Origin of the sequence: Cryptosporangium sp. NPDC051539 (assembly GCF_044454545.1) — a bacterium.
Classification (GTDB): domain Bacteria; phylum Actinomycetota; class Actinomycetes; order Mycobacteriales; family Cryptosporangiaceae; genus Cryptosporangium.
In genome coordinates this window covers 637,769-662,878 of record NZ_JBITDV010000003.1, presented here as the reverse complement: position 1 = coordinate 662,878, position 25,110 = coordinate 637,769, and the positions used below count along the sequence as shown (strand labels likewise).

At 71.7% G+C, this 25,110-nt stretch carries 28 protein-coding genes; 13 read left to right on the top strand and 15 right to left on the bottom strand.

From position 1 onward, the window contains the following. Positions 1-8: 8 nt before the first annotated feature. The 3 genes from fabG to ACIBZJ_RS13325 all read left to right on the top strand — a co-directional run bounded on the left by fabG (position 9) and on the right by ACIBZJ_RS13325 (position 2,658). The gene (gene fabG / locus ACIBZJ_RS13335) at positions 9-713 is read left to right on the top strand and encodes a 3-oxoacyl-ACP reductase FabG (RefSeq protein WP_395928947.1); all 705 of its coding nucleotides are present in this window, start codon (positions 9-11) and stop codon (positions 711-713) included. A gap of 24 nt (positions 714-737) precedes the next feature. Beyond that, complete coding sequence (gene fabI, locus ACIBZJ_RS13330) at positions 738-1,508, top strand: enoyl-ACP reductase FabI (RefSeq protein ID WP_395928945.1); 771 nt, start codon at positions 738-740, stop codon at positions 1,506-1,508. 172 nt (positions 1,509-1,680) lie between these two features. Next, a complete protein-coding gene (locus ACIBZJ_RS13325; RefSeq protein ID WP_395929116.1) occupies positions 1,681-2,658 on the top strand; it encodes a ferrochelatase in 978 nt (325 codons plus the stop codon). On the opposite strand, the gene ACIBZJ_RS13320 is transcribed toward ACIBZJ_RS13325, so the two are convergent. After that, positions 2,639-3,445, bottom strand: coding sequence for a hypothetical protein (locus tag ACIBZJ_RS13320; RefSeq protein WP_395928943.1), 807 nt, complete (start codon positions 3,443-3,445; stop codon positions 2,639-2,641). The genes ACIBZJ_RS13325 and ACIBZJ_RS13320 overlap by 20 nt on opposite strands. A gap of 117 nt (positions 3,446-3,562) precedes the next feature. On the opposite strand from ACIBZJ_RS13320, the gene ACIBZJ_RS13315 reads away from it, so the two are divergent. The 4 genes from ACIBZJ_RS13315 (at position 3,563) to ACIBZJ_RS13300 (ending at position 6,258) form a co-directional block, all read left to right on the top strand. Next, on the top strand, positions 3,563-3,709 hold the full coding sequence (locus ACIBZJ_RS13315; RefSeq protein WP_170324076.1) for a GPGG-motif small membrane protein: 147 nt from the start codon (positions 3,563-3,565) through the stop codon (positions 3,707-3,709). A 180-nt stretch (positions 3,710-3,889) separates the two neighbouring features. Then, entirely contained in the window at positions 3,890-4,720 is an 831-nt protein-coding gene (locus ACIBZJ_RS13310) for a DUF3097 domain-containing protein (protein ID WP_395928941.1), read from the top strand. A 111-nt stretch (positions 4,721-4,831) separates the two neighbouring features. Next, on the top strand, positions 4,832-5,212 hold the full coding sequence (locus ACIBZJ_RS13305; RefSeq protein WP_395929113.1) for an NfeD family protein: 381 nt from the start codon (positions 4,832-4,834) through the stop codon (positions 5,210-5,212). Beyond that, the gene (locus ACIBZJ_RS13300; protein WP_395928939.1) at positions 5,212-6,258 is read left to right on the top strand and encodes an SPFH domain-containing protein; all 1,047 of its coding nucleotides are present in this window, start codon (positions 5,212-5,214) and stop codon (positions 6,256-6,258) included. Before ACIBZJ_RS13305 ends, ACIBZJ_RS13300 begins: the two co-directional genes overlap by 1 nt. Positions 6,259-6,351: 93 nt before the next feature. Here ACIBZJ_RS13300 and ACIBZJ_RS13295 read toward each other — a convergent pair whose 3' ends face one another. From ACIBZJ_RS13295 to ACIBZJ_RS13285, 3 genes are read right to left on the bottom strand one after another with little or no spacing between them, the layout of a single operon-like run. Further along, on the bottom strand, positions 6,352-7,008 hold the full coding sequence (locus ACIBZJ_RS13295) for a response regulator (protein ID WP_395928937.1): 657 nt from the start codon (positions 7,006-7,008) through the stop codon (positions 6,352-6,354). Beyond that, positions 7,005-8,174 carry a sensor histidine kinase gene (locus tag ACIBZJ_RS13290; RefSeq protein WP_395928935.1) on the bottom strand — a complete coding sequence of 390 codons (1,170 nt, stop codon included), beginning with the start codon at positions 8,172-8,174 and terminating at the stop codon, positions 7,005-7,007. Before ACIBZJ_RS13290 ends, ACIBZJ_RS13295 begins: the two co-directional genes overlap by 4 nt. A 14-nt stretch (positions 8,175-8,188) precedes the next feature. Continuing rightward, on the bottom strand, positions 8,189-8,803 hold the full coding sequence (locus tag ACIBZJ_RS13285) for a hypothetical protein (protein WP_395928933.1): 615 nt from the start codon (positions 8,801-8,803) through the stop codon (positions 8,189-8,191). On the opposite strand from ACIBZJ_RS13285, the gene ACIBZJ_RS13280 reads away from it, so the two are divergent. After that, the gene (locus ACIBZJ_RS13280) at positions 8,793-9,590 is read left to right on the top strand and encodes a TrmH family RNA methyltransferase (RefSeq protein WP_395928931.1); all 798 of its coding nucleotides are present in this window, start codon (positions 8,793-8,795) and stop codon (positions 9,588-9,590) included. The genes ACIBZJ_RS13285 and ACIBZJ_RS13280 overlap by 11 nt on opposite strands. A gap of 15 nt (positions 9,591-9,605) precedes the next feature. Here ACIBZJ_RS13280 and ACIBZJ_RS13275 read toward each other — a convergent pair whose 3' ends face one another. The 3 genes from ACIBZJ_RS13275 to ACIBZJ_RS13265 form a co-directional block, all read right to left on the bottom strand. Beyond that, entirely contained in the window at positions 9,606-11,531 is a 1,926-nt protein-coding gene (locus ACIBZJ_RS13275; RefSeq protein ID WP_395928929.1) for an acyl-CoA dehydrogenase family protein, read from the bottom strand. 115 nt (positions 11,532-11,646) lie between these two features. Further along, positions 11,647-12,534, bottom strand: a complete 888-nt coding sequence (locus tag ACIBZJ_RS13270) for an RNA polymerase sigma factor SigF (protein WP_395928927.1) — start codon at positions 12,532-12,534, stop codon at positions 11,647-11,649. A gap of 43 nt (positions 12,535-12,577) precedes the next feature. Next, on the bottom strand, positions 12,578-13,048 hold the full coding sequence (locus ACIBZJ_RS13265) for an ATP-binding protein (protein WP_395928925.1): 471 nt from the start codon (positions 13,046-13,048) through the stop codon (positions 12,578-12,580). Between the two features lie 297 nt (positions 13,049-13,345). Here ACIBZJ_RS13265 and ACIBZJ_RS13260 point away from each other — a divergent pair, with 297 nt between their 5' ends. Beyond that, complete coding sequence (locus tag ACIBZJ_RS13260) at positions 13,346-13,777, top strand: phage holin family protein (RefSeq protein WP_395928923.1); 432 nt, start codon at positions 13,346-13,348, stop codon at positions 13,775-13,777. After that, positions 13,753-14,046 (top strand): DUF3618 domain-containing protein, encoded by a 294-nt coding sequence (locus ACIBZJ_RS13255; protein WP_395928922.1) that lies wholly within the window; start codon positions 13,753-13,755, stop codon positions 14,044-14,046. Before ACIBZJ_RS13260 ends, ACIBZJ_RS13255 begins: the two co-directional genes overlap by 25 nt. 47 nt (positions 14,047-14,093) lie before the next feature. Here the strand turns inward: ACIBZJ_RS13255 and ACIBZJ_RS13250 are convergent, their stop codons facing one another. The 3 genes from ACIBZJ_RS13250 to ACIBZJ_RS13240 form a co-directional block, all read right to left on the bottom strand. Further along, positions 14,094-14,498, bottom strand: coding sequence for a ChaB family protein (locus ACIBZJ_RS13250; RefSeq protein ID WP_395928920.1), 405 nt, complete (start codon positions 14,496-14,498; stop codon positions 14,094-14,096). Between the two features lie 74 nt (positions 14,499-14,572). Next, positions 14,573-14,995: an STAS domain-containing protein gene (locus tag ACIBZJ_RS13245; RefSeq protein WP_395928918.1), complete on the bottom strand. Its 423-nt coding sequence runs from the start codon at positions 14,993-14,995 to the stop codon at positions 14,573-14,575. Between the two features lie 94 nt (positions 14,996-15,089). Next, the gene (locus ACIBZJ_RS13240) at positions 15,090-16,088 is read right to left on the bottom strand and encodes a Ku protein (protein WP_395928916.1); all 999 of its coding nucleotides are present in this window, start codon (positions 16,086-16,088) and stop codon (positions 15,090-15,092) included. Between the two features lie 80 nt (positions 16,089-16,168). On the opposite strand from ACIBZJ_RS13240, the gene ligD reads away from it, so the two are divergent. After that, complete coding sequence (gene ligD, locus ACIBZJ_RS13235) at positions 16,169-17,113, top strand: non-homologous end-joining DNA ligase (RefSeq protein ID WP_395928914.1); 945 nt, start codon at positions 16,169-16,171, stop codon at positions 17,111-17,113. Between the two features lie 246 nt (positions 17,114-17,359). Further along, the gene (locus ACIBZJ_RS13230) at positions 17,360-18,604 is read left to right on the top strand and encodes a SpoIIE family protein phosphatase (protein WP_395928912.1); all 1,245 of its coding nucleotides are present in this window, start codon (positions 17,360-17,362) and stop codon (positions 18,602-18,604) included. 66 nt (positions 18,605-18,670) lie between these two features. Here ACIBZJ_RS13230 and ACIBZJ_RS13225 read toward each other — a convergent pair whose 3' ends face one another. From ACIBZJ_RS13225 to ACIBZJ_RS13215, 3 genes are all read right to left on the bottom strand, one after another. Next, the gene (locus ACIBZJ_RS13225; RefSeq protein ID WP_395928910.1) at positions 18,671-19,090 is read right to left on the bottom strand and encodes an STAS domain-containing protein; all 420 of its coding nucleotides are present in this window, start codon (positions 19,088-19,090) and stop codon (positions 18,671-18,673) included. 169 nt (positions 19,091-19,259) lie between these two features. Next, positions 19,260-20,060 (bottom strand): site-2 protease family protein, encoded by an 801-nt coding sequence (locus ACIBZJ_RS13220; protein WP_395928908.1) that lies wholly within the window; start codon positions 20,058-20,060, stop codon positions 19,260-19,262. Positions 20,061-20,149: 89 nt separating this feature from the next. Further along, positions 20,150-21,676 carry an MFS transporter gene (locus ACIBZJ_RS13215; RefSeq protein ID WP_395928906.1) on the bottom strand — a complete coding sequence of 509 codons (1,527 nt, stop codon included), beginning with the start codon at positions 21,674-21,676 and terminating at the stop codon, positions 20,150-20,152. Between the two features lie 123 nt (positions 21,677-21,799). Here ACIBZJ_RS13215 and ACIBZJ_RS13210 point away from each other — a divergent pair, with 123 nt between their 5' ends. Further along, positions 21,800-23,353: an ATP-dependent DNA ligase gene (locus ACIBZJ_RS13210; RefSeq protein ID WP_395928904.1), complete on the top strand. Its 1,554-nt coding sequence runs from the start codon at positions 21,800-21,802 to the stop codon at positions 23,351-23,353. A 133-nt stretch (positions 23,354-23,486) separates the two neighbouring features. Here the strand turns inward: ACIBZJ_RS13210 and ACIBZJ_RS13205 are convergent, their stop codons facing one another. Both ACIBZJ_RS13205 and ACIBZJ_RS13200 read right to left on the bottom strand, forming a co-directional pair. After that, positions 23,487-24,911, bottom strand: coding sequence for a hypothetical protein (locus ACIBZJ_RS13205; protein WP_395928902.1), 1,425 nt, complete (start codon positions 24,909-24,911; stop codon positions 23,487-23,489). Positions 24,912-24,919: 8 nt separating this feature from the next. Further along, the gene (locus tag ACIBZJ_RS13200; RefSeq protein ID WP_395928900.1) at positions 24,920-25,105 is read right to left on the bottom strand and encodes a hypothetical protein; all 186 of its coding nucleotides are present in this window, start codon (positions 25,103-25,105) and stop codon (positions 24,920-24,922) included. Between the last annotated feature and the right edge of the window lie 5 nt (positions 25,106-25,110).

Here is a 25,110-nt window from a genome sequence, read left to right as displayed (position 1 = left end):
GAGGCACGGTGTCGCGCAGCGTTCTGGTCACGGGTGGTAACCGAGGGATCGGGCTCGCCATCGCGAGAGCGTTCGCGGCGCAGGGCGATCAGGTCGCGATCACCCACCGTGGCTCCGGCGCGCCCGACGATCTGTTCGGCGTCCACTGTGACATCACCGACGGCGAGCAGGTCGAGGCCGCGTTCGCCGCGGTCGAAGAGGCGCACGGCCCGGTCGAGGTGCTGGTCGCCAACGCCGGTATCACCGACGACACGCTGCTGCTGCGGATGTCGGAGGACCAGTTCACCCGGGTCGTCGACACGAACCTGACCGGCGCCTACCGGGTCGCGAAGCGGGCGTCGTCGAAGATGCTGCGCAAGCGTTTCGGCCGGATCGTGTTCATCTCGTCGGTCGTCGGGCTGACCGGGTCGGCCGGTCAGGTGAACTACGCGGCGTCCAAGGCCGGGCTCGTCGGCATGGCCCGGTCGATCGCCCGGGAGCTGGGCTCGCGCAACATCACCGCGAACGTCGTCGCTCCGGGTTTCGTCGAGACCGACATGACCGCCCAGCTGTCCGAGGCGCGGCAGAAGGAGATCCTCGCCCAGGTCCCGTTGCAGCGCTACGCGCAGCCGGTCGAGGTGGCGGGCGTGGTCACCTGGCTCGCGTCCGACGCGGGCGCGTACGTGACCGGTGCGGTGATCCCGGTCGACGGCGGCCTGGGCATGGGTCACTGAGTTCTCTCACCGAAAGGGGGCCGGGTGTCCGGTCTGTTGGAAGGTAAGCGCATCCTCGTGACGGGGGTGATCACCGACGCGTCGATCGCGTTCTCGGTGGCCCGCATCGCTCAGGAGCAGGGCGCGACCGTCGTACTCACCGGATTCGGACGGATGTCGCTGGTCGAGCGGATCTCGAAGCGGCTGCCCGAGCCGGTGCCGGTGATCCCGCTGGACGTGACCAGCACCGAAGACCTGGCCGCGCTGGAAGGCCGGGTCCGCGAGCACGTCGACGGGCTCGACGCCGTCCTGCACTCGATCGGGTTCGCGCCGGCCAGCTGCCTCGGTGCCCCGTTCATGGACGCGCCCTGGGAGGACGTCTCGGTCGCGCTGCACGCGTCGACGTACTCGTACAAGGCGCTGGCCGAGGCGACGCTGCCGCTGTTCCCGGAGTCCGGTGGCGCGATCGTCGGGCTGACGTTCGATGCCACTCAGGCCTGGCCGGCCTACAACTGGATGGGCGTCGCCAAGGCCGGTCTGGAGTCCGCGAACCGGTACCTGGCCCGTGAACTCGGCCCGCGGAAGATCCGCGTCAACCTGGTGGCGGCCGGCCCGCTGCGGACGATGGCGGCCAAGAGCATCCCGGGCTTCAGCCAGTTCGAGGAGACCTGGGGCCCGCGCGCACCGCTCGGCTGGGACCTCAACGACCAGGAGGCCGCGGCCCGCGGCTGCGCCGCCCTGATGTCGGACTGGTTCCCGGCCACCACCGGGGAGATGGTCCACGTCGACGGCGGTTTCCACGCGGTGGGTGCCTGACGCCCGACCGGTTCCCGTGAGGGACGGTCCACGTCGGCGGTCGCCTCCACGCGGTGCGGCGCGGGCTCGACGCGCTCCGGGCCGCCGGAGATGGCAGGATCGAACCGTGATCGGTTCCTACGACGCGGTGCTCCTGCTGTCTTTCGGTGGCCCGGAAGGGCCCGACGACGTGATGCCGTTCCTGGAGAACGTCGTGCGCGGGCGGGGCGTACCAGCGGCCCGGCTGGCCGAAGTCGCCGAGCACTACCAGCACTTCGGCGGGGTCTCGCCGATCAACCAGCAGAATCGTGAGCTGCTGGCCGCGCTGCGGACCGAGTTCGACGCGCACGGAGTCGGCCTGCCGCTGTACTGGGGCAACCGCAACTGGCACCCGATGCTCGCCGACACGCTGCGCCGGATGCGCGCCGACGGGGTGCGCCGGGTGCTGGGGTTCGCGACGTCGGCGTACTCGTCGTACTCGTCCTGCCGCCAGTACCGGGACGACGTCGTGGCCGCGCGCGACGAGGTCGGTGCGGACGCGCCGGTCGTCGAGAAGCTCCGGCACTTCTACGACCACCCCGGGTTCGTGCAGCCGCACGCCGACGCGGTGGCGGCAGCGCTCGGGTCCGAGCGCCGGGCGACCACCCGGATCGTGTTCACCGCGCACAGCATCCCGGCGTCGATGGACGCGACGAGCGGGCCGGACGGCGGGCTCTACAGCGCCCAGTTGCGGACGGTGGCCGGGCTGGTCTCGGCCGCAGCCGCGCCGGATCTGGGGTGGGACCTGGTCTGGCAGTCGCGGAGCGGGCCGCCGCAGGTGCCGTGGCTCGAGCCGGACGTGAACGACCACCTGCGTGCACTCGCCAAGGACGGCGTGACCGACGTGGTGGTCAGCCCGATCGGGTTCGTGAGCGACCATCTCGAGGTCGTGTGGGACCTCGACAACGAGGCCCGGCAGACCGCGGCCGAGGTGGGCCTCGGGTTCGCCAGGGCCGCGACGCCCGGCACCGATCCGCGTTTCGTGAGCATGATCCGGGAGCTGGTGGAGGAGCGTCTCCACGCCTCCTCGAGCGGGCGCCGGCTGGCTCCGTGGGACGCGAGCGGCCCCTCGTGCCTCGCCGGTTGCTGCCCCGCCCCGAAGCGGCGCCCGACTACTCCAGCGGGGAGTTGATCGCCGCCGCGCGGGCCCGGCGAGCGGCGGCGGCCAGCGGCCGCAGCGCGGCGTCCCGCGCACCGGTCTCGTAGGCGTTCACGGCGGCGCCGGAACTGTCCGCGGACGCCAGGGCCAGCACGCCGGCGATCGTGGTCGCACGGGCCGACAGCCGCCGGGCCCGCGGGCCGTAGCCGACCGGCAGCTCCGGCCCGGTGCCGTCCTCGCCGCGCAGCGCCGTCAGCCCGCGCGCCAGCTCCGGCGGCAACCGGGCCACGTCCAGCCGGCGCAGCGCCCCGATCGACTCGGTCATCGCGATCGTGAGGTCGTGGTCGGCCTCGGCGAGCGTCAGCGGCTCCGGCGGCACCGGCGCCTCGGGCAGCGGATGGGCGTGCCACCGCGTCCCGGCCCAGCGGTCGGCCGCGTCGAGCGGCACCCCGGGCCCGGGCGCGGCCTCCTCCTCGGGCACCAGCCCGAACGCGCCGCCGAGGACGACGCCCTCGCCCACCACCAGCGCCGCCGCGCTGAACGGCCCCGGCCCGGGCAACCCGCGCGGGTCGCCCGCGGCCGGCAGGACGACCCGGATGACGTCCGGGGCCAGCCGCGACGCCGCGGTCAACGCCGACGCCAGCGACTCCTCGGTGCCGTCGGGGTGGAGCACCAGGTGGTCTTCGCCGCCGGTCGTCTCGTCGAGCACCTCGTCGAACGAGACCAGTCCCGCGCGCCACGCCCGGGTCCAAGCGGCGAGCGCCGCGCTGCGGTGCCCGGGAAGGGCCGGAATCTGCTGGCCGGATGGGTGGGATCGCACGTTTCCGAGACTATCGGGCAGCCGGTTGGCCGATCGGTGTAGATGCCCCCGATCAGCGTCTTGTAAGCGTGACGTGGGTCCGGTTTAGAGGCCGCGGGTACCGGCTACCAACCCGTCATGATCGGCATCCTGCTTACCATCGTCGCGGCGATTCTCGTTATTTTAGGAATCTTCCGCATTGTCCGGGGCGACCTCCTGTGGGGCATCGTCCTGATCATCGTCGGCCTGCTCGTCGGCCCCGGTGGTTACAGCATCTTCGGATAAAGCGTGTCCTGACGGTCCGGCGTAGCCGCCCGTCAGGACACGGGCCCCCGTCAACCCCCTTCACGACGATCCCCGCGCGGTTCTTCCCGCGCGGGGATCACCCATGTCCGGAGTGGATCGTCCGTACGTTCCCGGCGTGCCTCCGTCGCGTGGCGGGCGCGCTCGGCTACGGTGCGGGCCGTGCGCAGCAAGGACTACCGACAAGACGTTCTCGCCGGCGACTGGCGCAAGCGCCGCACGATCCCGACCGTCGAGGCCGAGCCCGACCTGGTCGTGGAAGAGGCCGGCTCGGGCTTCTGCGGTGCGGTGATCACGTGCGCGAAGGATGCCGTCACTCTGGAAGACCGGTTCGGCAACCGGCGGATGTTCCCGCTGGCCCCGGCCGCCTTCCTGATCGACGGTGAGGTCGTGACGCTCACCCGCCCGACGTCGAGCGCGCCGCCGATCGCCCAGCGGACCGCGTCCGGGTCGGTCGCCGTCAGCGGCGTCAAGGCCAGGGTCGCGAAGGCCAGCCGCATCTACGTCGAGGGTGTGCACGACGCCGCACTCGTCGAGCGGGTCTGGGGTGAGGACCTGCGGATCGAGGGAGTCGTCGTCGAGCCGCTGCACGGGGTCGACGACCTGCCCGCGCTGATCCGCGAGTTCGGTCCCGGTCCCCGCCGCAGACTCGGCGTCCTCGTCGACCACCTGGTGCCCGGCAGCAAAGAGAGCCGGATCGTCGCCGAGGTCGGTTCGCCGCACGTGCTCGTCACCGGCCACCCGTTCGTCGACATCTGGCAGGCGGTGAAGCCGGAGTCGGTGGGCATCGCCGCGTGGCCGAGCGTCCCCAAGGGTGTGGACTGGAAGCAGGGGGTGTGCGACGCGCTCGGCGTCGCCGACCCGCGGGAGATGTGGCGGCGGGTGCAGCGCGGCGTGAACAGCTACGCGGACCTGGAGACCGAGCTCCTGGGGGCCGTGGAACGGCTCATCGATCACGTCACGGCCGACGTTTATGGGTCGGACGGCCCGTAACCGAGGCGTGTCCTGTGCGCACGGGCGGTACGTGCGTTCGCGTGGGAAGCTTTGTAGGTGAGCTCCTGGGTGATTTGGCTGATCGTCGCTGTCGGTCTGCTCGTCGCCGAGATGTTCTCTCTCGACCTCGTGCTGATCATGTTCGCCAGCGGTGCGCTGGCGGGCGCCATCGCGGCGGGTGCCGGTGCCCCGCTGCTGATACAGGCGCTGGTGTTCGCGCTGGTGTCGGTCGGTTCGCTGGCCGCGGTCCGGCCGCTGGCCAAACGTCGGCTGGAGATCGCGAGGGATCCGGTCAAGCACGGTATCGACGCGGTGCGCGGTTCGGACGCGCTGGTCCTGCAGCAGGTCGACGAGCATCACGGCCTGGTGAAGATCGGTGGCGAGCAGTGGACCGCGCGTGCGTATGACAGCACCCAAGTGATCGAGCCTGGCCAGACCGTCCAGGTTGTGGAAGTCAAGGGCGCGACCGCGCTCGTCTGGAGGGTGCCCTGATGGACGCCGCAGTCCTGATAGTCGTTGCAGTCATCATCCTGGTGGTCCTGTTCGTGCTGGTCCGCTCGGTGCGGATCATTCCGCAGGCCCGGGCGGCCGTCGTCGAACGACTCGGCCGCTACAGCCGGACGCTCACGCCCGGTTTGACCGTCGTCGTGCCGTTCATCGACAAGGTGCGGCCGCTGATCGACCTTCGCGAGCAGGTCGTCTCGTTCCCGCCGCAGCCGGTGATCACCGAAGACAACCTCGTGGTGAGCATCGACACGGTCATCTACTTCCAGGTCACCGACCCGCGGGCGGCCACCTACGAGATCGCGAACTACATCCAGGCGATCGAGCAGCTCACGGTCACCACGCTGCGGAACGTCATCGGTGGCCTGAACCTGGAAGAGACGCTGACCAGCCGCGACCAGATCAACGGTCAGCTGCGTGGGGTGCTCGACGAAGCAACCGGCAAATGGGGCATCCGGGTCAACCGGGTCGAGCTCAAGGCGATCGACCCGCCGCACTCGATCCAGGATTCGATGGAGAAGCAGATGCGCGCCGAGCGTGACCGGCGGGCCGCGATCCTCACCGCGGAAGGCACCAAGCAGTCGCAGATCCTGACCGCCGAGGGTGAGAAGCAGTCCGCGATCCTGCGGGCGCAGGGCGACCGGGAGGCGCGGGTCCTGCAGGCCGAGGGCCAGGCGCGGGCGATCGAGACCGTGTTCGCGGCGATCCACGCCGGTAACCCGGACGAGAAACTGCTCTCCTACCAGTACCTGCAGATGCTGCCGCAGATCGCCCAGGGCAGCGCCAACAAGGTCTGGATCGTGCCGGCCGAGCTGAACAAGGCGCTCGAGGGCTTCGGGAAGGCGTTCGTGCCGGGCGCGACGACCGCCGCCGCTCCCGCTCCCTCCGGGAACGGGTCGAAGCCGGCGCCGCCGATCGCGACCCCGGAGCAGACCGCCGCGGCCGAGGCCGCTGCAGAGGCCGCGGCCCGTGAGGCCCAGCGCGCGGTGGAGGACGCCGCGAGCAGCACTCCCGGCGGCGAACGCCCGCTCTGATCGGTCAACGCCGAGGCCGGCTCCGGTGCCTGTACGTCGAGGCGCCGGAGCCGGCGCACGCTCGGGGCAGGGCGCTCGAGCCGCCGCGGACGTTCAGGTGCTGACCAGCCCGTTCCGATACGCGTAGACGACGGCCTGGACGCGGTCGCGCAGGTCGAGTTTCGTCAGGATGCGCGAGACGTACGTCTTCACGGTCTCCTGGCTGAGGAACAGGGCCGCGGCGATCTCGGCGTTCGACATGCCCTGTGCGATCAGCGCCAGCACCTCGGCCTCGCGCGGCGCCAGCACATCGACCCGGGTGGGCTGCTGGTCGGTGGGGCGCAGCCGCTCGCCGAAGTGGCCGATCAACCGGCGGGTGACCGCCGGAGCGACCAGCGCCTCTCCGGCCGCGATCGTGCGCACCGCGCCGACCAGTTCGGCCGGCGGGGCGTCCTTGAGCAGGAAGCCGGCGGCACCGGCCCGGAGCGCCTCGTACACGTACTCGTCGAGGTTGAACGTCGTGACGACCAGCACCTTCGTCGGGTCGTCGACATCGGGGCCGGCGAGTTGCCTGGTGGCCTCGATCCCGTCGAGCACCGGCATCCGGATGTCCATCACGACGACGTCCGGCCGGAGTTCGCGGGTGAGGCGGACCGCGTCGGCGCCGTTTCCGGCCTCGCCGACGACTTCGAGGTCGTCCTGGGAATCGAAGATCGTGACGTACCCGGTGCGGATCAGCGCCTGGTCGTCGGCGACCAGCACGCGGGTCATCCCCGCACCCCGACCGGGATCGAGGCACGCACCCGGAAGCCGCCGTCCCGGGTCGGGCCGGCGTCGAACTCGCCGCCGAACACATTCACCCGCTCCCGCAATCCGGTCAGCCCGCGCCCGTTGCGCACCGCTCCGCCCTTCATCGTCATCGAACCCTCGGTGGACACCTCGACCGCGATCCGGTCGTCGCCGTGGTCGACGCGGACGGCGGTGGGGCGTCCGTTGGCGTACTTGACCGCGTTGGTCAGCGCCTCCTGCACGACCCGGTAGACGGCCAGGTCGACGCCGCCGCCGGTCGGCCGGGGCACACCCTGCTCCGACCAGTCGACCGGCTGGCCCATCGCCCGGATGCGCTCGACCAGGTCCTCCAGCTTGCCGACGGCCGGTCGGCGCTCGGCGTCGTCGGTCGGGTCGAGCACCTGGAGCAGATGGCGCAGCTCGGTCAGCGCCGCCCGGCCGGTGCCGCTGACGGTCTCCAAACCTGCTTTGGCTTTCGCCGGAGCGGCGTCGATCAGGAAACCCGCCGCGTCGGCCTGCACCACCATCGCGGTGACGTGATGGGTGACGACGTCGTGCAGCTCGCGGGCGATCACCGACCGCTCGGTCGCGAGCGCGGCCTCGACGCTGGCCTTGCGCAGCGCCTCGGCCGTCTCGCGCTGGCGGCGCATCCAGTCGCCGGCCACCCAGAACGCGACCAGGATCACGTAGAACGTGACGTACTCGTACGGGAGCTGGGTCGCGCCCAGCCGGTCGAGCGCCACCGCGACCGCGCCGTACTGGGCGGTGAAGCCGATCGCCACGGCCCGCCGGTGGCGCAGCTGGTAGGCGCCCAGGCCGTAGAGCGCGATGATGACCGACACGCTGGCGGCGGTGCGCGGGTACGCCAGGCTCTGGTGCACCGCGATCGCGGTGAAGACCAGGAACGCGCACAGGATCGGCGAGACGCGCCGGATCGTGAGCGGTGCGAGCTGGGCGACGACCAGCGCGACCCCGAGCGCGTCGAGTGGCTTCGGGTCGGCGAACTCGGCGAGGTCCATGCCCAGGCCGGGACTGCTCGGAGTGAACGCGACGAGCAGCAACGTGAGAGCGAGAAACCCGTCGCGGGCGACGAGAGGAAGCTTGCGCCAGCGATCGACGAGCGGCTTCAGGCGGCTCGGGGCGATCATGCCCGGCAGCATAGTCACCCCAGAACCGGGAGACCCTTCAGGTCTGCCGGTATCCGGCCGGCCCCGGCCAACGCGTACGTCTCGTCGTCCCAGTCGTCCGGCCGCTCCGCGCTACCGCGCAGGCCGTCCACCGTGCTCGCCACCAGCGCGAGCGCCTCCGCAGGCGGCCCCGGCCGATCCGGCAGGCCGACGAGGACGTCGAGGTGGTGCACGGCGATCTCGACGACCCAGGTGACGACGAAGTCGCTGATTTCCAGTGTGTGCCCCTGGAATTCGATCCGGCCGTCCCCGGCCCTGGCGACGAACCGCCGGGCGGCGTCCACGGTCGGGCGGACGTGGGCGATGAACCCGGCGGGGGTCGCGTAGGCCGAGGAGAGCAGCCGGACGAACCGGGCGTGGGCGACGTCCCTGCCGGGATCGCCGGGGGCGGGGTCGGGCTCGGTACGGGGCTGCCAGTACGAGACGAAGTCGGTGTCGGCCGGGGCGTCGGTCGGGTACGCGAAGCCGGTGATCATCTCGGCCAGGCCCAGATGCACGTGAGCGATGACGTCGCACACCGACGGACGCCGGGCAGCCCGCCGCAACCCCGGGCGGCCGGGATCGGGAGAATCGCTAGACGTGCCGCCCATCGAGATCACCGACCCCGACGATCCGCGGATCGCGGACTACCGCGCGCTCACCGACGTCGCGCTCCGGACCGCGTTCGAACCGCCGCACGGGCTGTTCATCGCCGAAGGCGAACTCGTCCTGCGCCGTGCGGTCCGGGCCGGCTACGCGCTGCGCTCGGTCTTGGTGGACGCCAAGCGCGTCGACCAGGTCGACACGATCGCCCCGGACGCGCCGCTCTACGCGGCGGCCCCGGCCGTGCTCGAGGCGATCACCGGCTTCCACGTCCACCGGGGTGTGCTCGGATCGGTGCACCGGCCGGCGCCGAGCACCTCCGCCGAAGTGCTGGCCGCCGCGACCAGGATCCTCATCCTCGAGGACGTCAACACGCACACCAACATCGGCGCGATCTTCCGGTCCGCCGCCGGCCTCGGCATGGACGCGATCCTGCTCAGCCCGTCGTGCGCCGACCCGCTCTACCGGCGCAGCGTCCGGGTGAGCATGGGTGAGGTGTTCGCGGTGCCCTACGCGCGTCTGGACCCCTGGCCGGACGCGCTCGACCAGGTCCGCGCCGCCGGCTTCACGCTGCTCGCGCTCACTCCCGACCCCGGCGCGGTCAGCCTCCGCGATCTCGGCGCCGACCGGCGGAACCGCCCCGCGCTCCTGCTCGGCGCCGAAGGACCGGGCCTCTCCGGCAAGGCCCTCACGGCCGCCGACGCCCGGGTGCGCATTCCGATGCACCGGGGCGTCGACAGCCTCAACGTGGCCACCGCCGCCGCCGTGGCCTGCTACGAACTGGCGGCGCACTGACGGCGGCCGCGCCCCTCAGCGAGCGGTTCGGGGCTGAACCACCCTGCGCTGGTTCTCCTTGGTGGAGGGCCCCGGATCGGCGGCCATGATCCACGGCCCGTCGTCGGACGGGTCGAGGATGCCCTCCTCCAGCCACTCGTAGCGTCCGTCCAGTACGCGCTCCGCCAGCATCCGGTCGGTGTCGTCGCTGTTCGTCCAGAGCGCCTCGAACAGGGCGTCGGCCCGTACGGTGGCCTGCCGGCAGAACGCGTCGGCCAGTTCGAAGGCGGTCGCGCCGCGTTGCGGTGGCCCGGACGCCTTGAGCGACGCCGCCCGCACGCACGCCGCGCTCATCGCGAACAGCTCGGCTCCGATGTCGACGATCCGGGCCAGGAACCGCTGCCGGTGCTCGAGCCGCCCCTGCCAGCGCGACATCCCGTAGAACGTCTGCCGGGCCAGTTTGCGGCTCGACCGCTCGACGTAGCGCAGGTGCCGGGCCAGCGGGCCGAACTCCGCGAACGACGTCGGGAGCTGCCCGGCTCCGACCGTCAGCGTCGGCAGCCACTTCGAATAGAACTTCCCGGCTTCGGCGGCGGCCTTGCCCTTCGTCCCCAGCGACGCGTCCGGATCGATGATGTCGCCCGCCACCGACAGGTGGGCGTCGACCGCCTCGCGGGCGATCAACAGATGCATGATCTCGCTCGAACCCTCGAAGATGCGGTTGATCCTCTGGTCGCGGAGGGCCTGCTCGACCGGAACGGCGCGCTCGCCGCGCGCGGCGAGCGACTCGGCCGTCTCGTAGGCGCGCCCACCGCGGATCTGGACGAGTTCGTCGGCGACCAGCCACCCCATCTCGGACGCGTAGAGCTTCGCGAGCGCGGCCTCGATGCGGATGTCGTTGCGCTTCTCGTCGGCGAGCTGGCTGGTCAGATCGAGCACCGCTTCCAGTGCGAACGCGGTCGCGGCGATGAACGCGATCTTGCCGGCGACCGCGTCGTGCTGACCGACCTTGCGGCCCCACTGCTCGCGGGCGTTGCTCCACTCGCGGGCGATCTTCAGCGACCACTTCGCGGTGCCCGCACAGATCGCCGGCAGCGAGAGCCGCCCGGTGTTCAGCGTGGTGAGGGCGATCTTCAGGCCTTCGCCCTCACGTCCGATGCGGTTCTCGGCCGGCACCCGCACGCCGCTGAACCGGGTGACGCCGTTCTCCAAGCCGCGCAGGCCGAGGAACGCGTTGCGGTTCTCCACGGTGATACCGGGGGAGTCGGCCTCGACGACGAACGCGGTGATGCCGCCCCGCCCACCCTCGTGCTTCGGGACGCGCGCCATCACGACGAGCAGGTTCGCGACGACGCCGTTCGTGGTCCAGAGCTTGACGCCGTCGAGCACGTACTCGTCGGCGTCCGGCACCGCGGAGCAGGCCAGCCGGGCCGGGTCGCTGCCGACGTCGGGCTCGGTGAGCAGGAACGCGCTGATGTCGGTCGTGGCGCAGCGGGGGAGGTACTTGCGCTTCTGCTCCTCGGTGCCGAACTGCGCGACCGGCTGCGGCACGCCGATCGACTGGTGGGCCGAGAGCATCGCGCCGATCGCCGGGTTGATCGACCCGGCCAGCATCAGCGCCTTGTTGTAGTAGACCTGGGTGAGCCCGAGGCCGCCGTATTCGACCGGGATCTTCATGCCGAACGCGCCGAGCTCCATCAGCCCGGTGAGCACGTCGTCGGGGATGCGTGCGTCGCGCTCGATCGCGGCCGCGTCGACGGTCGCGAGGAACGGGGTCAGGCGAGCGAGGAAGGCCTCACCGGTGGCACGGGCCTCGTCGCTCGGGTGTGGCTCGGGGTGGATCAGATCGAGCGGGAACCGCCCGAGGAACAGCTCCTTGGCGAAGCTCGGCTTCGTCCACTCGGTTTGCCGCGCAGCCTCGGCGACCTGCCGCGATTCGCGCTCGGTCGGTGCGGTCGTCATGGGCATCTCCTTCGACCGGCGGAGTTACCTAGCGGTAACTACTCTGCCCCGATCGGGTGACGCGCGCCACACCTTCTGGCGAATGCCCGCCGCGGCCTGCGGCGGGCATTCCGGCCTACTCGTCGACCAGCAGGCGCTCCCGCAGCTTCACCAGCGTCTGCGAGAGCAGGCGCGAGACGTGCATCTGGGAGATGCCCATCCGGTCGGCGATCTGCGACTGCGTCATGTTGCCGAAGAACCGCAGGATCAGGATCTTCCGCTCGCGCGGCGGCACCTGGGCCAGCAGCGGCTGCAGCGACTCCCGGAACTCGACGTGCTCGAGCGCCGCGTCCTCGTCGCCGAGGGTCTCGGCCAGCGTCGGCATCTCACCGTCACCACGCACCGGGTCGTCCAGCGAGGAGCTGCGGTAGGCGTTGGCCGCCTCCAGCCCCTCCAGGACCTCCTCGCGCGAGAGTTTGAGGTGCTCGGCCAGCTCGGAGGCGTTCGGTGCACGTCCGTTGCGCTGGGACAGCTCCGCGGTGGCCGCGGTCAGCGACAGGTGCAGCTCTTTGAGCCGGCGCGGCACCCGCACCGCCCACCCGTGGTCGCGGAAGTGGCGCTTGATCTCCCCGACGACGGTCGGCACCGCGTAGGAGAGGAAGTCGGCACCGCGCTCGGAGTCGAACCGGTCGACGGAGTTGATCAGACCGACGGTCGCCACCTGTACGAGGTCTTCCAGCGGCTCGCCCCGGTTGTTGAACCGCCGGGCCAGGTGCCGGACGAGCGGCAGGTGCATCGTCACGAGCTGGTCGCGGATCAGCTGGCGCCGGGCCGAGCCCACCGGCAGCGAGGCCATCTCTTCGAACAGCGCGGCCGCCTCGCGGCGCGACTCCGACCGGGCGTCCGCCACCTCGCTGGCCGTCGTGTCGGCCTGGGACGCGGGCGCCTCTTCGGGCGTCTCTTCGACGGGCTCGGCTTCGTCGTCGACCGGTTTGGCCGACTGCTCGCTCTGCGGTGCCGTCATCGCCCGGCCTCCCCGGCCGGGCGCCACAGCGGGGCGCGGTCGCTCACGCGAACGCCTCGAGCCGGCGCTTGACCAGCCGGATGGAGACCACGTTGCCCGCGTCCGCCCAGGTCTCCACCTCGTCGACGAGCGCGGTGAGCACCCGCCAGCCGAACGTGTTCTGACCCGGCGTCGTCCCGTCCTTCGTCGTCGCCGAGACCGTCACCCGCAGTGCGTCGTCGTCGGCGCGGAACACGCAGCGCAGCCGGCCGGGGCCGGCCGCTTTGGCGACCAGTTCGGCGCACGCCTCGTCGACGGCCATCCGCAGGTCGGACACCTCGTCGAGGTCGTAGTCGAGCCGCACGGCGAGGTCGGCCGCGAGCGCGCGGGCCACCGGGACGTGAACCGGGTCGGCAGGCAGACTCAATTCGATGTCGCTGCCCGCGGCATCCGGGGCCAGCGAGTCGTGCGCCGCCCCGGTCGAGACGGTTGGGGCCTCAGTGGGCTCCGAGCTGGTCCGTTCGGGCACCGCCATCAAGCTCGCTCCTCGTTACCGTCGTCCGACCCCGGCGGGGTCCCGGGTACCGGCTGCCCGCAGGGGACGGGCGCCTCGGCTCACGCGGGCTTACCCCGCTGACGCTGGCCCGAACCTACCCTTCGAAAGCCACCGGCGGACGCTCGGGCCGCGGCCCAGGATCTCTGGCACCCTAGTCGTGGGTACGTCAAGGTTGACGGTGCTGGCCAGCGGGTACAGCGTCCGCGCTCCGGCGCGTGCGCAACAGGGCCGCGGGCTCTGACATGGGGTGCGAGACCGGGCGGCGGGAGGAAACGGGTGGCAACCGTAGGAGCAGGTACGACCAACGAACGGCCGGCGGTCGAGCGGGCGCGGGAGCCCTCGATCGGCCAGTTGGTGAGCGACGTCGCCGCCGGTGTCTCCAGCCTGGTGAAGGCCGAGATCGAGCTGGCCAAGGCCGAGCTGAAGCAGGAAGCGTCGAAAGCGGCGGCGGGAGCGGCCGGTCTGGCCGTCGCCGCGGCGGCCGGGCTGATGATCGTTCCGCTGCTTTCGCTGGCCGCGGTGTACGCGCTGTCCGAGGTCATGGCAGGCTACTGGGCCGCACTGATCGTCGCCGGAGTCTGGGCGCTGATCGCGGCACTCGCCGGCCTGTTCGGCGCGTTGAGACTGCGTCGGGTGAAGCCGGTTCCGACCCAGGCGATAGAAGCGGTGAAGGAGGATGTGCGGTGGGTCCGCGACCTGAGGAGTTAGAACGCAACATCGCGTTCGCTCGTGAGCAACTGCGGCGGGACGTGGACGAGCTCGTGGCGCGGGTGACGCCGCGGGCCGTTGCTCAGCGTTCGGCCCAACGGGTGACGCAGCGCGCGCAGGAGGCCTCCGCGCAGGCGGCGGCGAAGGTCGCACCGATGCTGCGCAACGGGCGCGACCAGTTGCTCAGCCGTCCGGCCCTGGTCGGGCTGGGTGCGGGCCTCACGGTTCTGACCCTCGCCGTGCTCTGGCGGGTCCGCTCGCGGCACTGAAAACCACGGCCCCCGGAACGATCCCGGGGGCCGTGGTTTTTCCGTGCTCAGGAGCGGGCGGCGGCCGTCTGCTTCCGGTTCGCCTTCTTGATCGCGTCGACGAGCTCGCTCTTCGTCATCGTCGAGCGGCCCTTGACGTCCAACCGGCGGGCGACCTCCCGCAGGTGCGTCTTGGACGCGTTGGCGTCGACGCCCTCCTCGGTCTTGCCGGGACGCCGGGCGGCCGCGCCCTTCTTTTCCGACTGCTTGTCGGAGGGGCCTTTCTCGGCCTTCGGCTCCCAGTGGTCGCCGATCTTCTCGAACGAGTGCTTCACCGCGCCGAACGCGGTCCGGTGCGCGCGCTCACCCTCGCCGTACTCCTCGACGGCCGAGTCGTGCGTCTTGATCCACGTCTCCTGGGCCTTCTCGGAGGAACGCTTGAGCGTGGACGGCAACTCCTGACGGCCGGGCATGACGAGTACCTCCCTCGGACGGCTTCACCGACGGGATTCCCTCGCCACTCCCGGCGAAACCGACCGGAGAGAGCTCAGCTGCCGGCGGCGGGCAGGTCGGAAGCGGACTCGTAGAAGTCGAGCACCTGGTCGAGACCGGTCAGCGTCAGCGGACGGCTCACCGTGCGATTCGCGCAGACCAGGCGGAACTTGGTGCCCACGGCTTCGGCCTGCTGCGACAGTTCCACGAGGACGCCCAGGCCGTTGGAGCCCAGGAACGTCACCGCGTCGAGGTCGAGCACGACGTCGGCACCGGGGACCGCGACGACCGGCGTCAGGGCGTCGCGGAGCCGGGGCGCGGTCAGCATGTCGATCTCGCCGCCGACGCGAACCACCTGCCGTCCGTCGTCCGACGGCGGCACCTGCTCCACCGAGAGGACCGCGTCCGTCGCGTCACCGAGCGCACCGGCCGCGGCGCCGTTCCGTCCTGGGGCCGCCGAACGAGCGGGGTCGACCATTAGTACTCCCTCCATGGCTGCGGCTGAAGCCTAGCCCCGTCGCGCCGCTGGTGCGGAGGAGGCCTGAGGCCACCCGGTAGCAACGTGCTGACGCTCAGGCGGTCTTGCGCTGGCTTGCGGTCTTTGACGCCGTTTTCTTGGCGGTCGACTTGGCCGTCGACTTCGCGGCGGTTTTGGCCGGTGCCTTCTTCGCCGCGGTCTTCTTGGCCGGGCCCGACGCGTCGGCGGTGGCCTTCTTGGCCGGTGCCTTCCGCGGGGCCGCCTTCTTGGCCGGTGCCTTCTTCGCGGCCGGCTTGCTCTCTTCGACCGGCTCGCCGCGCGAGCGCTTCGCCTCGGCAACCGACGCCTCCAGCGCCGCCATCAGGTCGAGCACCGCGCCTCCGCCCTCGGACGGTGCCTCCGGCTGCTCCACCTCGTGGCCCTGGATCTTCGCGTCCACCACCTCGCGGAGGGCCGTCGCGTAGTTGTCGGTGAACTCCTCCATGTCGAGGTCGCCGGTGAGCGTCTGGATGTACGACTCGGCCATCTGCATCTCCTGCGGACGCACGGCGATGTCCGAATCCGGCGCGAGCTCGGCCGGGTTACGGATCTCGTCCGGCCAGAGCATCGTCTGCAGCAGCAGCACGTCGCCGTAGGGACGGAGCAGCGCGAGCGCCTCACGCTGCCGCAGCGCCACCTTCACCAGCGCGACCGTGCCCGCCTTCTCCAGCGCCTCGCGCAGCAGCACGTACGGCTTCGCGCCGGGCCCGTCGGCCTGCAGGAAGTAGCCCTTCGACAGGTACAGCCCGTCGACCTGCTCCGACGGGACGAACTTCTGCACGTCGATGTTGCGCCCGGACGCGATCGGCAGGTTCTCGAAGTCTTCGTCGTTGAGCACGACGACCTGCCCGTCCGGCAGCTCGTAGCCCTTCGCGATTTCGCTGTAGGGCACCTCGACGCCCTCGGCCTCGCACACCCGGCGGTACCGGATCCGCCCGCCGTCGGCGGCGTGCACCTGCCGGAGCTGGACGTCGTGCTGCTCGGTGGCGGAAAAGAGCTTGATCGGGATCGTCACGAGCCCGAACGAGACGACGCCTTTCCAGATCGCACGCATCGCTGGTGCCCCCTGTGGGTAACGGTGTCAGGACTACTCTGCGTTTACCGCCGGGGGGAAGTCCAGCGTGGAGGTGCGGCGTGGCGAAGGCTTCCGGAACGAACACGACGGTTTCCGTGGCCGATCGTCAGCTCGCGCTGTCGAACCTCTCCAAGATTCTCTACCCGGAGACGGGCACGACGAAAGGTGAGGTGATCGACTATTACTCGCGAATCGCGCCCGTTCTGATACCTCATCTGGCGGGTCGTCCGCTCTCGCTGAAGCGGTATCCCAACGGGGTGGCCGGGGCGGGCTTCTTCGCCAAGAACGTTCCGAACGGCGCGCCGCCGTGGGTGCGCACCGAACGCCTCCCCGCGCCGGGCAGCACGATGAACCGGGACGAAATCGATTATCTGGTGCTCCCGGAGAACGACGGCGACGCGCTGGCCACCGTGGTCTGGCTCGCCAATCTCGCTGCGCTCGAGCTCCACGTCCCGCAGTGGCAGGTCGGCCCGCGCGGTGGCGTCCGGGGGACGGATCTGCTGGTTTTCGACCTCGATCCGGGCGCTCCGGCCACCGTCGTCGAGTGCGCCGCCGTCGCGGTCCAGCTCCGCGAGGTGCTGGACGCCGACGGGCTGACCGCCGTGGCCAAGACGTCCGGTTCCAAGGGCATGCAGGTCTACGCGGCGATCAAGCCGGTCGATCCCGGCCGCACCTCCGACTACGCGAAAGCGGTCGCGCAGCGGCTGGAGAGGGCCGATCCCGATCGGGTGACCTCGGTCATGCGCAAGACGCTGCGGCCGGGCAAGATCTTCATCGACTGGAGCCAGAACAACACCGCGAAGACGACGATCGCGCCGTACTCGCTGCGCGCCCGTCCGGCCCCGACGGTGTCGGCCCCGCTGCACTGGGACGAGGTCGCGGCGTGCGAGCGTCCGGAAGAACTCGTGTTCACGTTCGGCGACGTGCTGGCCCGGGTGGCAGACGACGGCGACCTGTTCGCCGAACTTCTCACCGCCGAACGGCCGGCCCTTCCCCGCGTGTAGCGGCCCTTGCACTGAGCGTGCCGACGAGGATAATCCGATCAGTCAGCCGTCGCTCGGTCACCCAGCCGTCACCGTGCGGTCATTGCGGACGCACGAGGCCCCCACCCTCAGCCTCGCCGCCCTCACGGGGAGTTCCTACAGGAGTCCCGCGCGGGGCTACTAGGCTTGGGAGGAACCGGAGGTCGGCGTGAGAACACGCTCGGTACAGGAGGAGACCCTGACCATGGCCGTTGGCGTACAGAGCCGGTGCGGAGCACGTTCGGGCCCGCACGGGGCGGCGTCGTGACGCCGGCTGCTGCGATCCCGGAGAACGGCGCGGCAGTGGGGTTTTCCGCTGAGCCGTCTGCGACCGGGGCCACCGAGCCCGGCCCGGGCGACGGCGATCTCGTCATCGAACGTCGGGTCGCCGATCCGCGGGCCTGGTGCGAGGCGCTTCCGGCCGCCGCCGGCCGGACGATCCTGGTCTCCGGCCGGGTGCTGGCTGACGACCCGGCGGCCGCGACCCGGCTGGCGCAGAACCTCCGGATGGCCGTGCGGGCGACCGCCCGGGTCGATCTGGCCCCGGCCGAGGCGCTCGGGCACCTCGACGGCCTGGTGGCCGAGTGGGAGGAGCCGTTCCGGGCCCGGCTGCTCTACGGCGTTTTCGATCCGGTCGACGGGGCGTTCTGCTTCGCGCAGGCCGGGCATCCGGGTCCGGTGATCTGCTCGGTGAAGGGTGCCGCGGTCGCGCCCCCGACCCCGGACGGCGGTCCGCTGGGCGGGTTCGTCAGCGTGAGCGTGTCGTACGGCGAGCAGACCGTGGCGATTCCGCCGGGTGGCACCATCGTCGTGGCGATGCCGGGTGAGCTGGCCGACGACGCGAGGTTCCTGGCCGGCCCGCACCCGGTCGACCCGTCTCGGGTCGACCCGTCTGCGGTGGACGCCGGGGCGGCGCCGTCGGTCGAGGCCGTGGCTCCGGCCGTCGCGGCGGCTCTCCTCGACGGCCTGCGCGATCCGGCCGCGGTCGCCGACGCGGTGAGCGGCGGGTCCGCGACCGTGCTCGCGGCCGGCTGGCCGACCGGGCTGTCGGTCGGGCCGGTCCGGGTCATCGAGCTGGAACTGGGCGAGGGCGAAGACCCGACGCGCCGGGCGCGGGCGTTCTGCTACGGCGTGCTCAGCACCTGGCAGCTACCTCCGCTGGTGCGCGACGACATCGTGCTCGCGGTGTCCGAGCTGGTCGCGAACGCGCTGCTCTACGGCGGTGCGGCCGAGCAACTGCGGCTGCGCCGGTCGGCCAACCGCATCGTGGTCGAGGTGTTCGACCGGGAGCCCGCGATGCCGCGGCCCCGCATCGCCGACGCCGACGCCGAGAGCGGCCGCGGCCTGTTCCTGGTGCGGCGGGTGGCCCGGCGCTGGGGCGCCCGGGCGGTGCCCGGCGGCAAGGCCGTCTGGTGCGAGTTCGACCTCACCGCCCCTCGCACTTCCGACGAGCCCGCCGAAGCCTCCGCTTAGTTCTGCACGGCGGGCTCCACGTCAGTGCCATAAGCCGCGCCTACGCGCTATGACCGTGGTGGGAGGCTACGGCGCGGTGGTGAGGGCGGTTTCGGCTTCTTCTACGGTGTGGACCAGGGGGACTACCCGGTCTACGCCGGTGAGGCGGAACACGCGGGCCACGATGCCGGGTGTGGTGACGACGACGTGCAGCGAACCGTCACGGTCGCGCAGTCTCTTGTGGTCGCTGACCAGGATGCCCAGACCGGTGGAGTCGAGAAAGGTCACCTCGCGCAGATCGACCACGTGCCGATGCTTGCGCTGCTCGACCAGCTCGTGGAGCGGCTCGCGCAACTGCGAACCGGTGGTGACGTCCACCTCGCCGGCAACCGTGACCAACGCATAGCCCTCGCGGTCGTCGACGGTGACCCGCAGCCGGCCGAAACTCTCCGGCTTGGACCGGGCGGCGCTCCGCGCCCCGACGGCCCGACCCTGACGCTCACGCATGGAACCCGACCTTCCTCGTACGGTTCCTAGGGTTGTCTGCCTGCCGAACCCGAACGGTCACGCGGGCAGTCTAGTCGCGTAACGGACGGTCATAGCGCCTCCCTCATCTAACTCTTCCGACACCCGAATCTCGATCCCAGGTTGGAGGTCATTTCACTCCTACCCCGCCTCACCCCAGCCAGAACCGGAACAACTGCTGTCCGTACCCGGTCAGCCCCTCCGGAACGCCCAGCAGGTCGAGGAACCACAGCACGATCGAGAAGAACGCCTGGTTGATCGGCGGAATCCACAGCAGCACGAACAGCAGCAGCACCGCGTACGGCGCGATCGGCGCCACCTGACGCAGGATCTTGTTCGACAGATACGGCTGGATCACGCCGAACCCGTCCAGCCCCGGCACCGGCAACGAGTTCAGCACCGCGGCGGTGACCTGGAGGAACGTCAGGAACGCCACCGCGGCCCAGAACTCGACGTGCTCGCCGTCGGAAACGCCGTACGCGCTCAGCGCCACGGCCAGGACCGCGGCGAAGACGACGTTGGTCAGCGGGCCGGCCAGCGACACCAGGCTGTTGGAGAGCCGGCTGCGCAGGAACCGCCGGTCGATGAACACCGCGCCACCGGGCAGGCCGATGCCTCCGAGCAGCACGAACAGCAGCGGCAGCACGATGCTGTAGACGAAGTGCGTGTACTTCAGCGGGTCGAGCGTCAGGTAGCCCTTCTCGACGACCGAGTGGTCGCCGCCCCGGTAGGCCACCAGCGCGTGCGCGAACTCGTGCAGGCAGAGCGAGACCACCCACGCGCAGGCGACGAACACGAACGCGAACAGCCCCGCGTTGCCGTAGCCCGTCCAGAGAGCCCAGCCGGAGACCACCGACGCGAGGACCAGTCCGACGAACAGCGGGCTCGGCGCCCGGCTCGCCCGGCGCTGGCGTACCGGTTCTCCGGTCGCACCCGTCACGGTTCTCCCCATCTCTGGTCCTGGCTGAGGTGTCCCATACTGCCTTGCAACGACCAAGGGCGGCCGGGGAGTGCCCCCGGCCGCCCTCGTGTCGAGCCTGGTTACGTCCCGTCCGCGGCCCGCGGCGAGGGCGAACCGTCGTGGCCGGCCCCGTCCGCCACCCGGGTCTTCACGATGCCCAGCGGCTTCGCGATCGACTCCAGCGACTTCCGCTCGGCGTCCACACCCAGGAAGTACGCCACCAGACCACCGGTGATCATCAGGCCCGCACCGAGCAGGTACCCCCCGAACAGCGGGCCCCGGCTCTCACCGTCGCCGATCAGCTGACCGAACAGCCAGGGGGCGATCACCCCGCCGAAGAACTGGGAGATCGCGAAGAAGAACGCGATCGCCTGGCTCCGGAGCTCCAGCGGGAAGATCTCACTCACCGTCAGGTAGCCGGACGACGCGGCCGCCGACGCGATGAAGAAGATCACGCACCAGAAGATCGTCTGGGTCACCGCGGTCAGGGCGCCCGCGTAGAACAGATAGCCGCTGATCGCGAGCAGGATCCCGGACGACACGTACGTGCCGCCGATCATCTTTCGTCGCCCGACCGTGTCGAACAGGTGCCCGAGCACCAGCGGCCCGATCAGGTTGCCGATCGCGAACGGGAAGAAGAAGTACGGGATCGTGCCGCTGTCGACGTCGTAGAACGTCCCCAGGACCAGCGCGTAGGTGAAGAAGATCGCGTTGTAGAGGAACGACTGGGTGGTCATCAGCGTGAACCCGAGAATCGTGCGGCTCGGATACTGCTTGATCATCACCTGCGCGATCTGCCGGTAGGTGACCGGGGGATGCGGTTTGACCTCGGCGGCCTCCGACTCCGGAACCGGCTTCACCTCCTTGCCGCTCGCGCGGACCCGGGCCTCGATGTCGTCGACGGTGCGTTCGGCCTCTTCGGCCTGACCGTGCGTCATCTGCCAGCGGGGGCTCTCCGGGATGTGCCGCCGCAGCGGCCAGATCGCGAGACCGATCAGCGGGCCGAGGAAGAAGCCCAGCCGCCAGCCGATGTTCTCGGAGAAGATGTCGGGGTTGAGGAAGACGATCTGCGCGGCGCTCGCGAGGGCGGCGCCACCCCAATAGGTACCGCTGATCGCCAGGTCGACCCGGCCGCGGTAGTGCGCCGGGATGAGCTCGTCGATCGCGGAGTGGATCGCGGCGTATTCGCCACCGATGCCCATACCGGCCAGGAAGCGCAGTGCCAGGAACTCGTAGAACGTGAACGAGAATCCGGTCAGGCCGCTGGCCACCAGGTAGAGCGTCAGCGTGATCAGGAACAGCTTCCGCCGTCCCAGCCGGTCGGCCATCCGGCCGAACCACAACGCACCGACGACCTCACCGAACAGGTACACCGACGCGGAGAGCGTCACCTGCTGGGCGGAGAGCCCGAGTGTCCCGGCCTCGGTGAGCCGGTCGGCCACCGTGGACGCGATCTGGATCTCGAGCCCGTCGAGGATCCAGGTGACGCCGAGCGCGATGACGACGAGCCAGTGGAAGCGCGACCACGGCAGGCGGTCCATCCGGGCCGGCACCAGGCTTCGGAACGATTTTTGCGACTGTGATGCGTCTGCTTCAGTCGACGCCATTGTCCACCTCCCCAGGTAGTGGGAGTTGCCCTACCCAACGAAGTTGCCGATAAATCACGCAGTAACGAATTGACCAGCCTCCGGGTTCCGCGAACTGTCGGTCGGTCGGGTCAGAATCGGGGCATGCTTCTCGCCGATATCGCCGCCACCGGTCGCGACGTGGCCGCGGTCAGCGGCCGGAAGGCCAAGGTCGAGCGCCTGGCCACCTGTCTGCGGCAGTTGTCGTTCGACGAGGTGGTGCCCGCCGTCGCCTGGCTCTGCGGCGAGTTGCGCCAGCGTCAGATCGGCGTCGGTTGGGCGTCGTTGCGCGATCTGCCGCCGGACGCGGCTGCGGAGCCGACGCTGAGCGTGCTCGAGACCGACGCGATCTTCGCGTCGATCGGCGGGTTGGCCGGCCCCGGGTCGGTCGCCGCCCGGCGCGACGCGCTGGCGGGGTTGTTCGGCCGGGCGACCTCCGAAGAACAGGTGTTCCTCCGTGCCCTGCTGGTGGGGGAGCTGCGGCAGGGGGCGCTCGCCGGCGTGATGGCCGACGCGGTCGCGACCGCGACCGGGCTGCCGCTGACCGCGCTGCGGCGCGCGGTGCTGCTGCGGGGCGACCTGCGGGTGGTGGCCGAGACCGCGCTGCGCGACGGGGAGGCCGGGCTGGCCGCTTTCCGGCTGGAGGTCGGTCGCCCGCTGGCGCCGATGCTGGCCCAGCCGGCCGAAGACCTGGCCGACGCACTGGGGCGCTCGGGTGCGGCGGCGGTGGAGGAGAAGCTCGACGGGGCGCGGGTCCAGGTGCACCGCGACGGATCCGACGTGCTGGTCGTCACCCGCAGCCTGGACGACATCACGGCCCGGGTCCCGGAGGTGGTCGAGGCCGCGCTCGCGCTGCCGGCGCGGACCGCGGTGCTCGACGGCGAGGCGATCGCGCTGCGTCCGGACGGGCGGCCGCAGCCGTTCCAGGTCACCGCGTCCCGGATCGGGAGCCGGGCCGACGTGCAGAAGGCCCGCGGCGAGCTCCCGCTGTCGGCGGTGCTCTTCGATGCCCTGCACCTCGACGGGGCCGACCTGCTCGACCGTCCCGCGTCCGAGCGCTTCGCCGCCCTGTCGGAGGTGGCTCCGGCCGGGAGCGTCGTCCGTCGCGTCGTGGTCGACGACCCGGTGGGGGACGCCGGGGAAGCGGCCGAGTTCCTGGCCGGCACCCTGGGCCGGGGGCACGAAGGGGTCGTCGTGAAGTCGCTGGCCAGTCCGTATGCGGCCGGGCGCCGGGGTGGGGGCTGGTGGAAGGTGAAGCCGCGGCACACGCTCGATCTGGTCGTGCTGGCGGCGGAGTGGGGGCACGGGCGGCGGCGCGGGTGGCTCTCGAATTTGCACCTCGGGGCCCGGGACGCGTCCGGGGTCGTGGGGGAGGCGGGTGGGTTCGTGATGCTCGGGAAGACGTTCAAGGGCATGACCGACGCGATGCTGACCTGGCAGACCGAGCGCCTGCTCGAGCTGGCTGTGACCCGGGACGCGTACACGGTGTACGTGCGGCCCGAACTCGTGGTCGAGATCGCGTTCGACGGCGTCCAGCGCAGCACGCGGTACCCCGGCGGCGTGACGCTGCGCTTCGCGCGGGTCAAGGGCTACCGCACCGACAAGCGTCCCGACGAGGCCGACACGCTCGAAGCCGTACAGGCGCTGCACGCCGAGTAGCGCGTCGCGCCCGCGGGCGCGACGGTTTGGCCGGTCGGCCGGGGCCGCGTGTCGGCTGGGGCCGCGTGTCGGCTGGGGCCGCGTGTCGGCTGGGGCCGCGTGTCGGCTGGGGCCGCGTGTCGGCTTCGTGAGGCTAGCGGCGGGCGGCGAGGGCGGCGTCGCGCTCGGCGCGGTATTCGGCGAGGCGCTCGGCGTAGGAGGCCCGCAGATCGGCCAGCCGCTGCTCGGCGTGTTCGGCGGCCGCCGCGACCTGTGCCCGCGCGGCATCCCGCTCGGCGGTCACCGAAGCCAGCTCCGCCCGGGCCGCCGCCACCGACGTCTCCGCCGCCGCGCGGTGTTCCTCCGCGGTGTCCCGGGCCTCCTCGGCGGCGATCCGCCGCTGCTCGGCGGCAGCGGCTGCCTCGTCCGCGGTCGCGCGGCCGCGCTCGGCGGTGGCTTGGGCCTCCTCGGCGGCGTCCCGCCGCTGCTCGGCGGTGGTGGCCGCCACTTCCGCCGCCGCGCGGTGTTCCTCCGCGGTGGCCCGGGCCTCCTCGGCGGCGATCCGCCGCTGCTCGGCGGCAGCGGCTGCCTCGTCCGCGGTCGCGCGGCCGCGCTCGGCGGTGGCTTGGGCGGCTTCGGCGGTGGCCCGGGCGTGCTCGGCGGTGGCCTGGGCGGCCTCGGCGCGGTCGGCTCGACGGTCGGACCGGCGCTGGGCCGTGGCGGCGGCCTCGGCCCGGGTGGCCGCTAGCTCGGCGCGGGACGTCGCGGCGTCCAGATCGGTGCGGAGGCGGTCGTACTGGTCCCGGAGCAGGGCAAGCGCCTGCTCGGCGTGGCCGGTGCGTTCCTCGGCCAGCGTCACCCGGCGCTCGGCGTCCGCGGCGGCGGCGCGCTGAGTAGCGGCCTCGCGTTCCGCGGCCTCGGCCCGGGCCCGGTGAGTACCTTCCGAAGCCACCGCGCCGGCGGCCCGCTCGTCGGCGGCGTCCCGTTCGCGGGCGGCCTCGTCGCGGGCCCGGCTCACCGACGAGAGCTCGGCCTCGGCGGAGTCCGCCCGCGCCACCGCGGCCTCGCGGGCCGACTCGGCACGCCGGTAGGCCTCCCGGGCCTCGCTCGCGGTGTGTTCGATCTGGAGCGCCCGGGCCTCGGCGGCCGACACGGCCGCGTCTGCCGCTGCGCGCACCGCGGTCACCTCGGTGGCGACCGCCGCCGGATCCCGCCCTACGGCCAGATCGGACAGCACCCGCTCGCCGAGTTCCCGGAGCTCCGCGGCCGCGGCCGAGAACCGCTCGACCGCCCGCTCCATCCGGGCCCCCGCCGCCGTGACCGGCATCGAACCGGCCCCTACGCCGCCGGCCCCCGTCGTCGCGCCCGGCCGGGGCATCCCACCCGGATCCACCGCGCTCGAGCCGTCGTCGGCGACGGCCAGGGCCCGGCGGCGGCGTTCGGCGAACGCGGCGGCCCGGTTGTGGCCGGGCTCGGTGCAGTACTCCGGCGCACGCCCCGGGCCGGACGCCGGTGCCGCCGGGTGCTCACACCCCGGATACCGGCACACTCGTCCCTCGGCCCCGATCACCGCCGCCACCGAACCGCCTAGGCGCGATCGGACGACGACTCGGGCGCGCCTTCCGCCACCGCTTCGTCGATGCGTTCGTGCAGACGGGACCGGATCTCATCCGGCGTGTACGCCCGCCGCCGGCGCTCGGCCCGAGCGACCACCGCACCGGTCGCCGCGACCCCGGCCAGCCCGGCCAGCCCGACAACCTTCCACCACCGCATCCCTA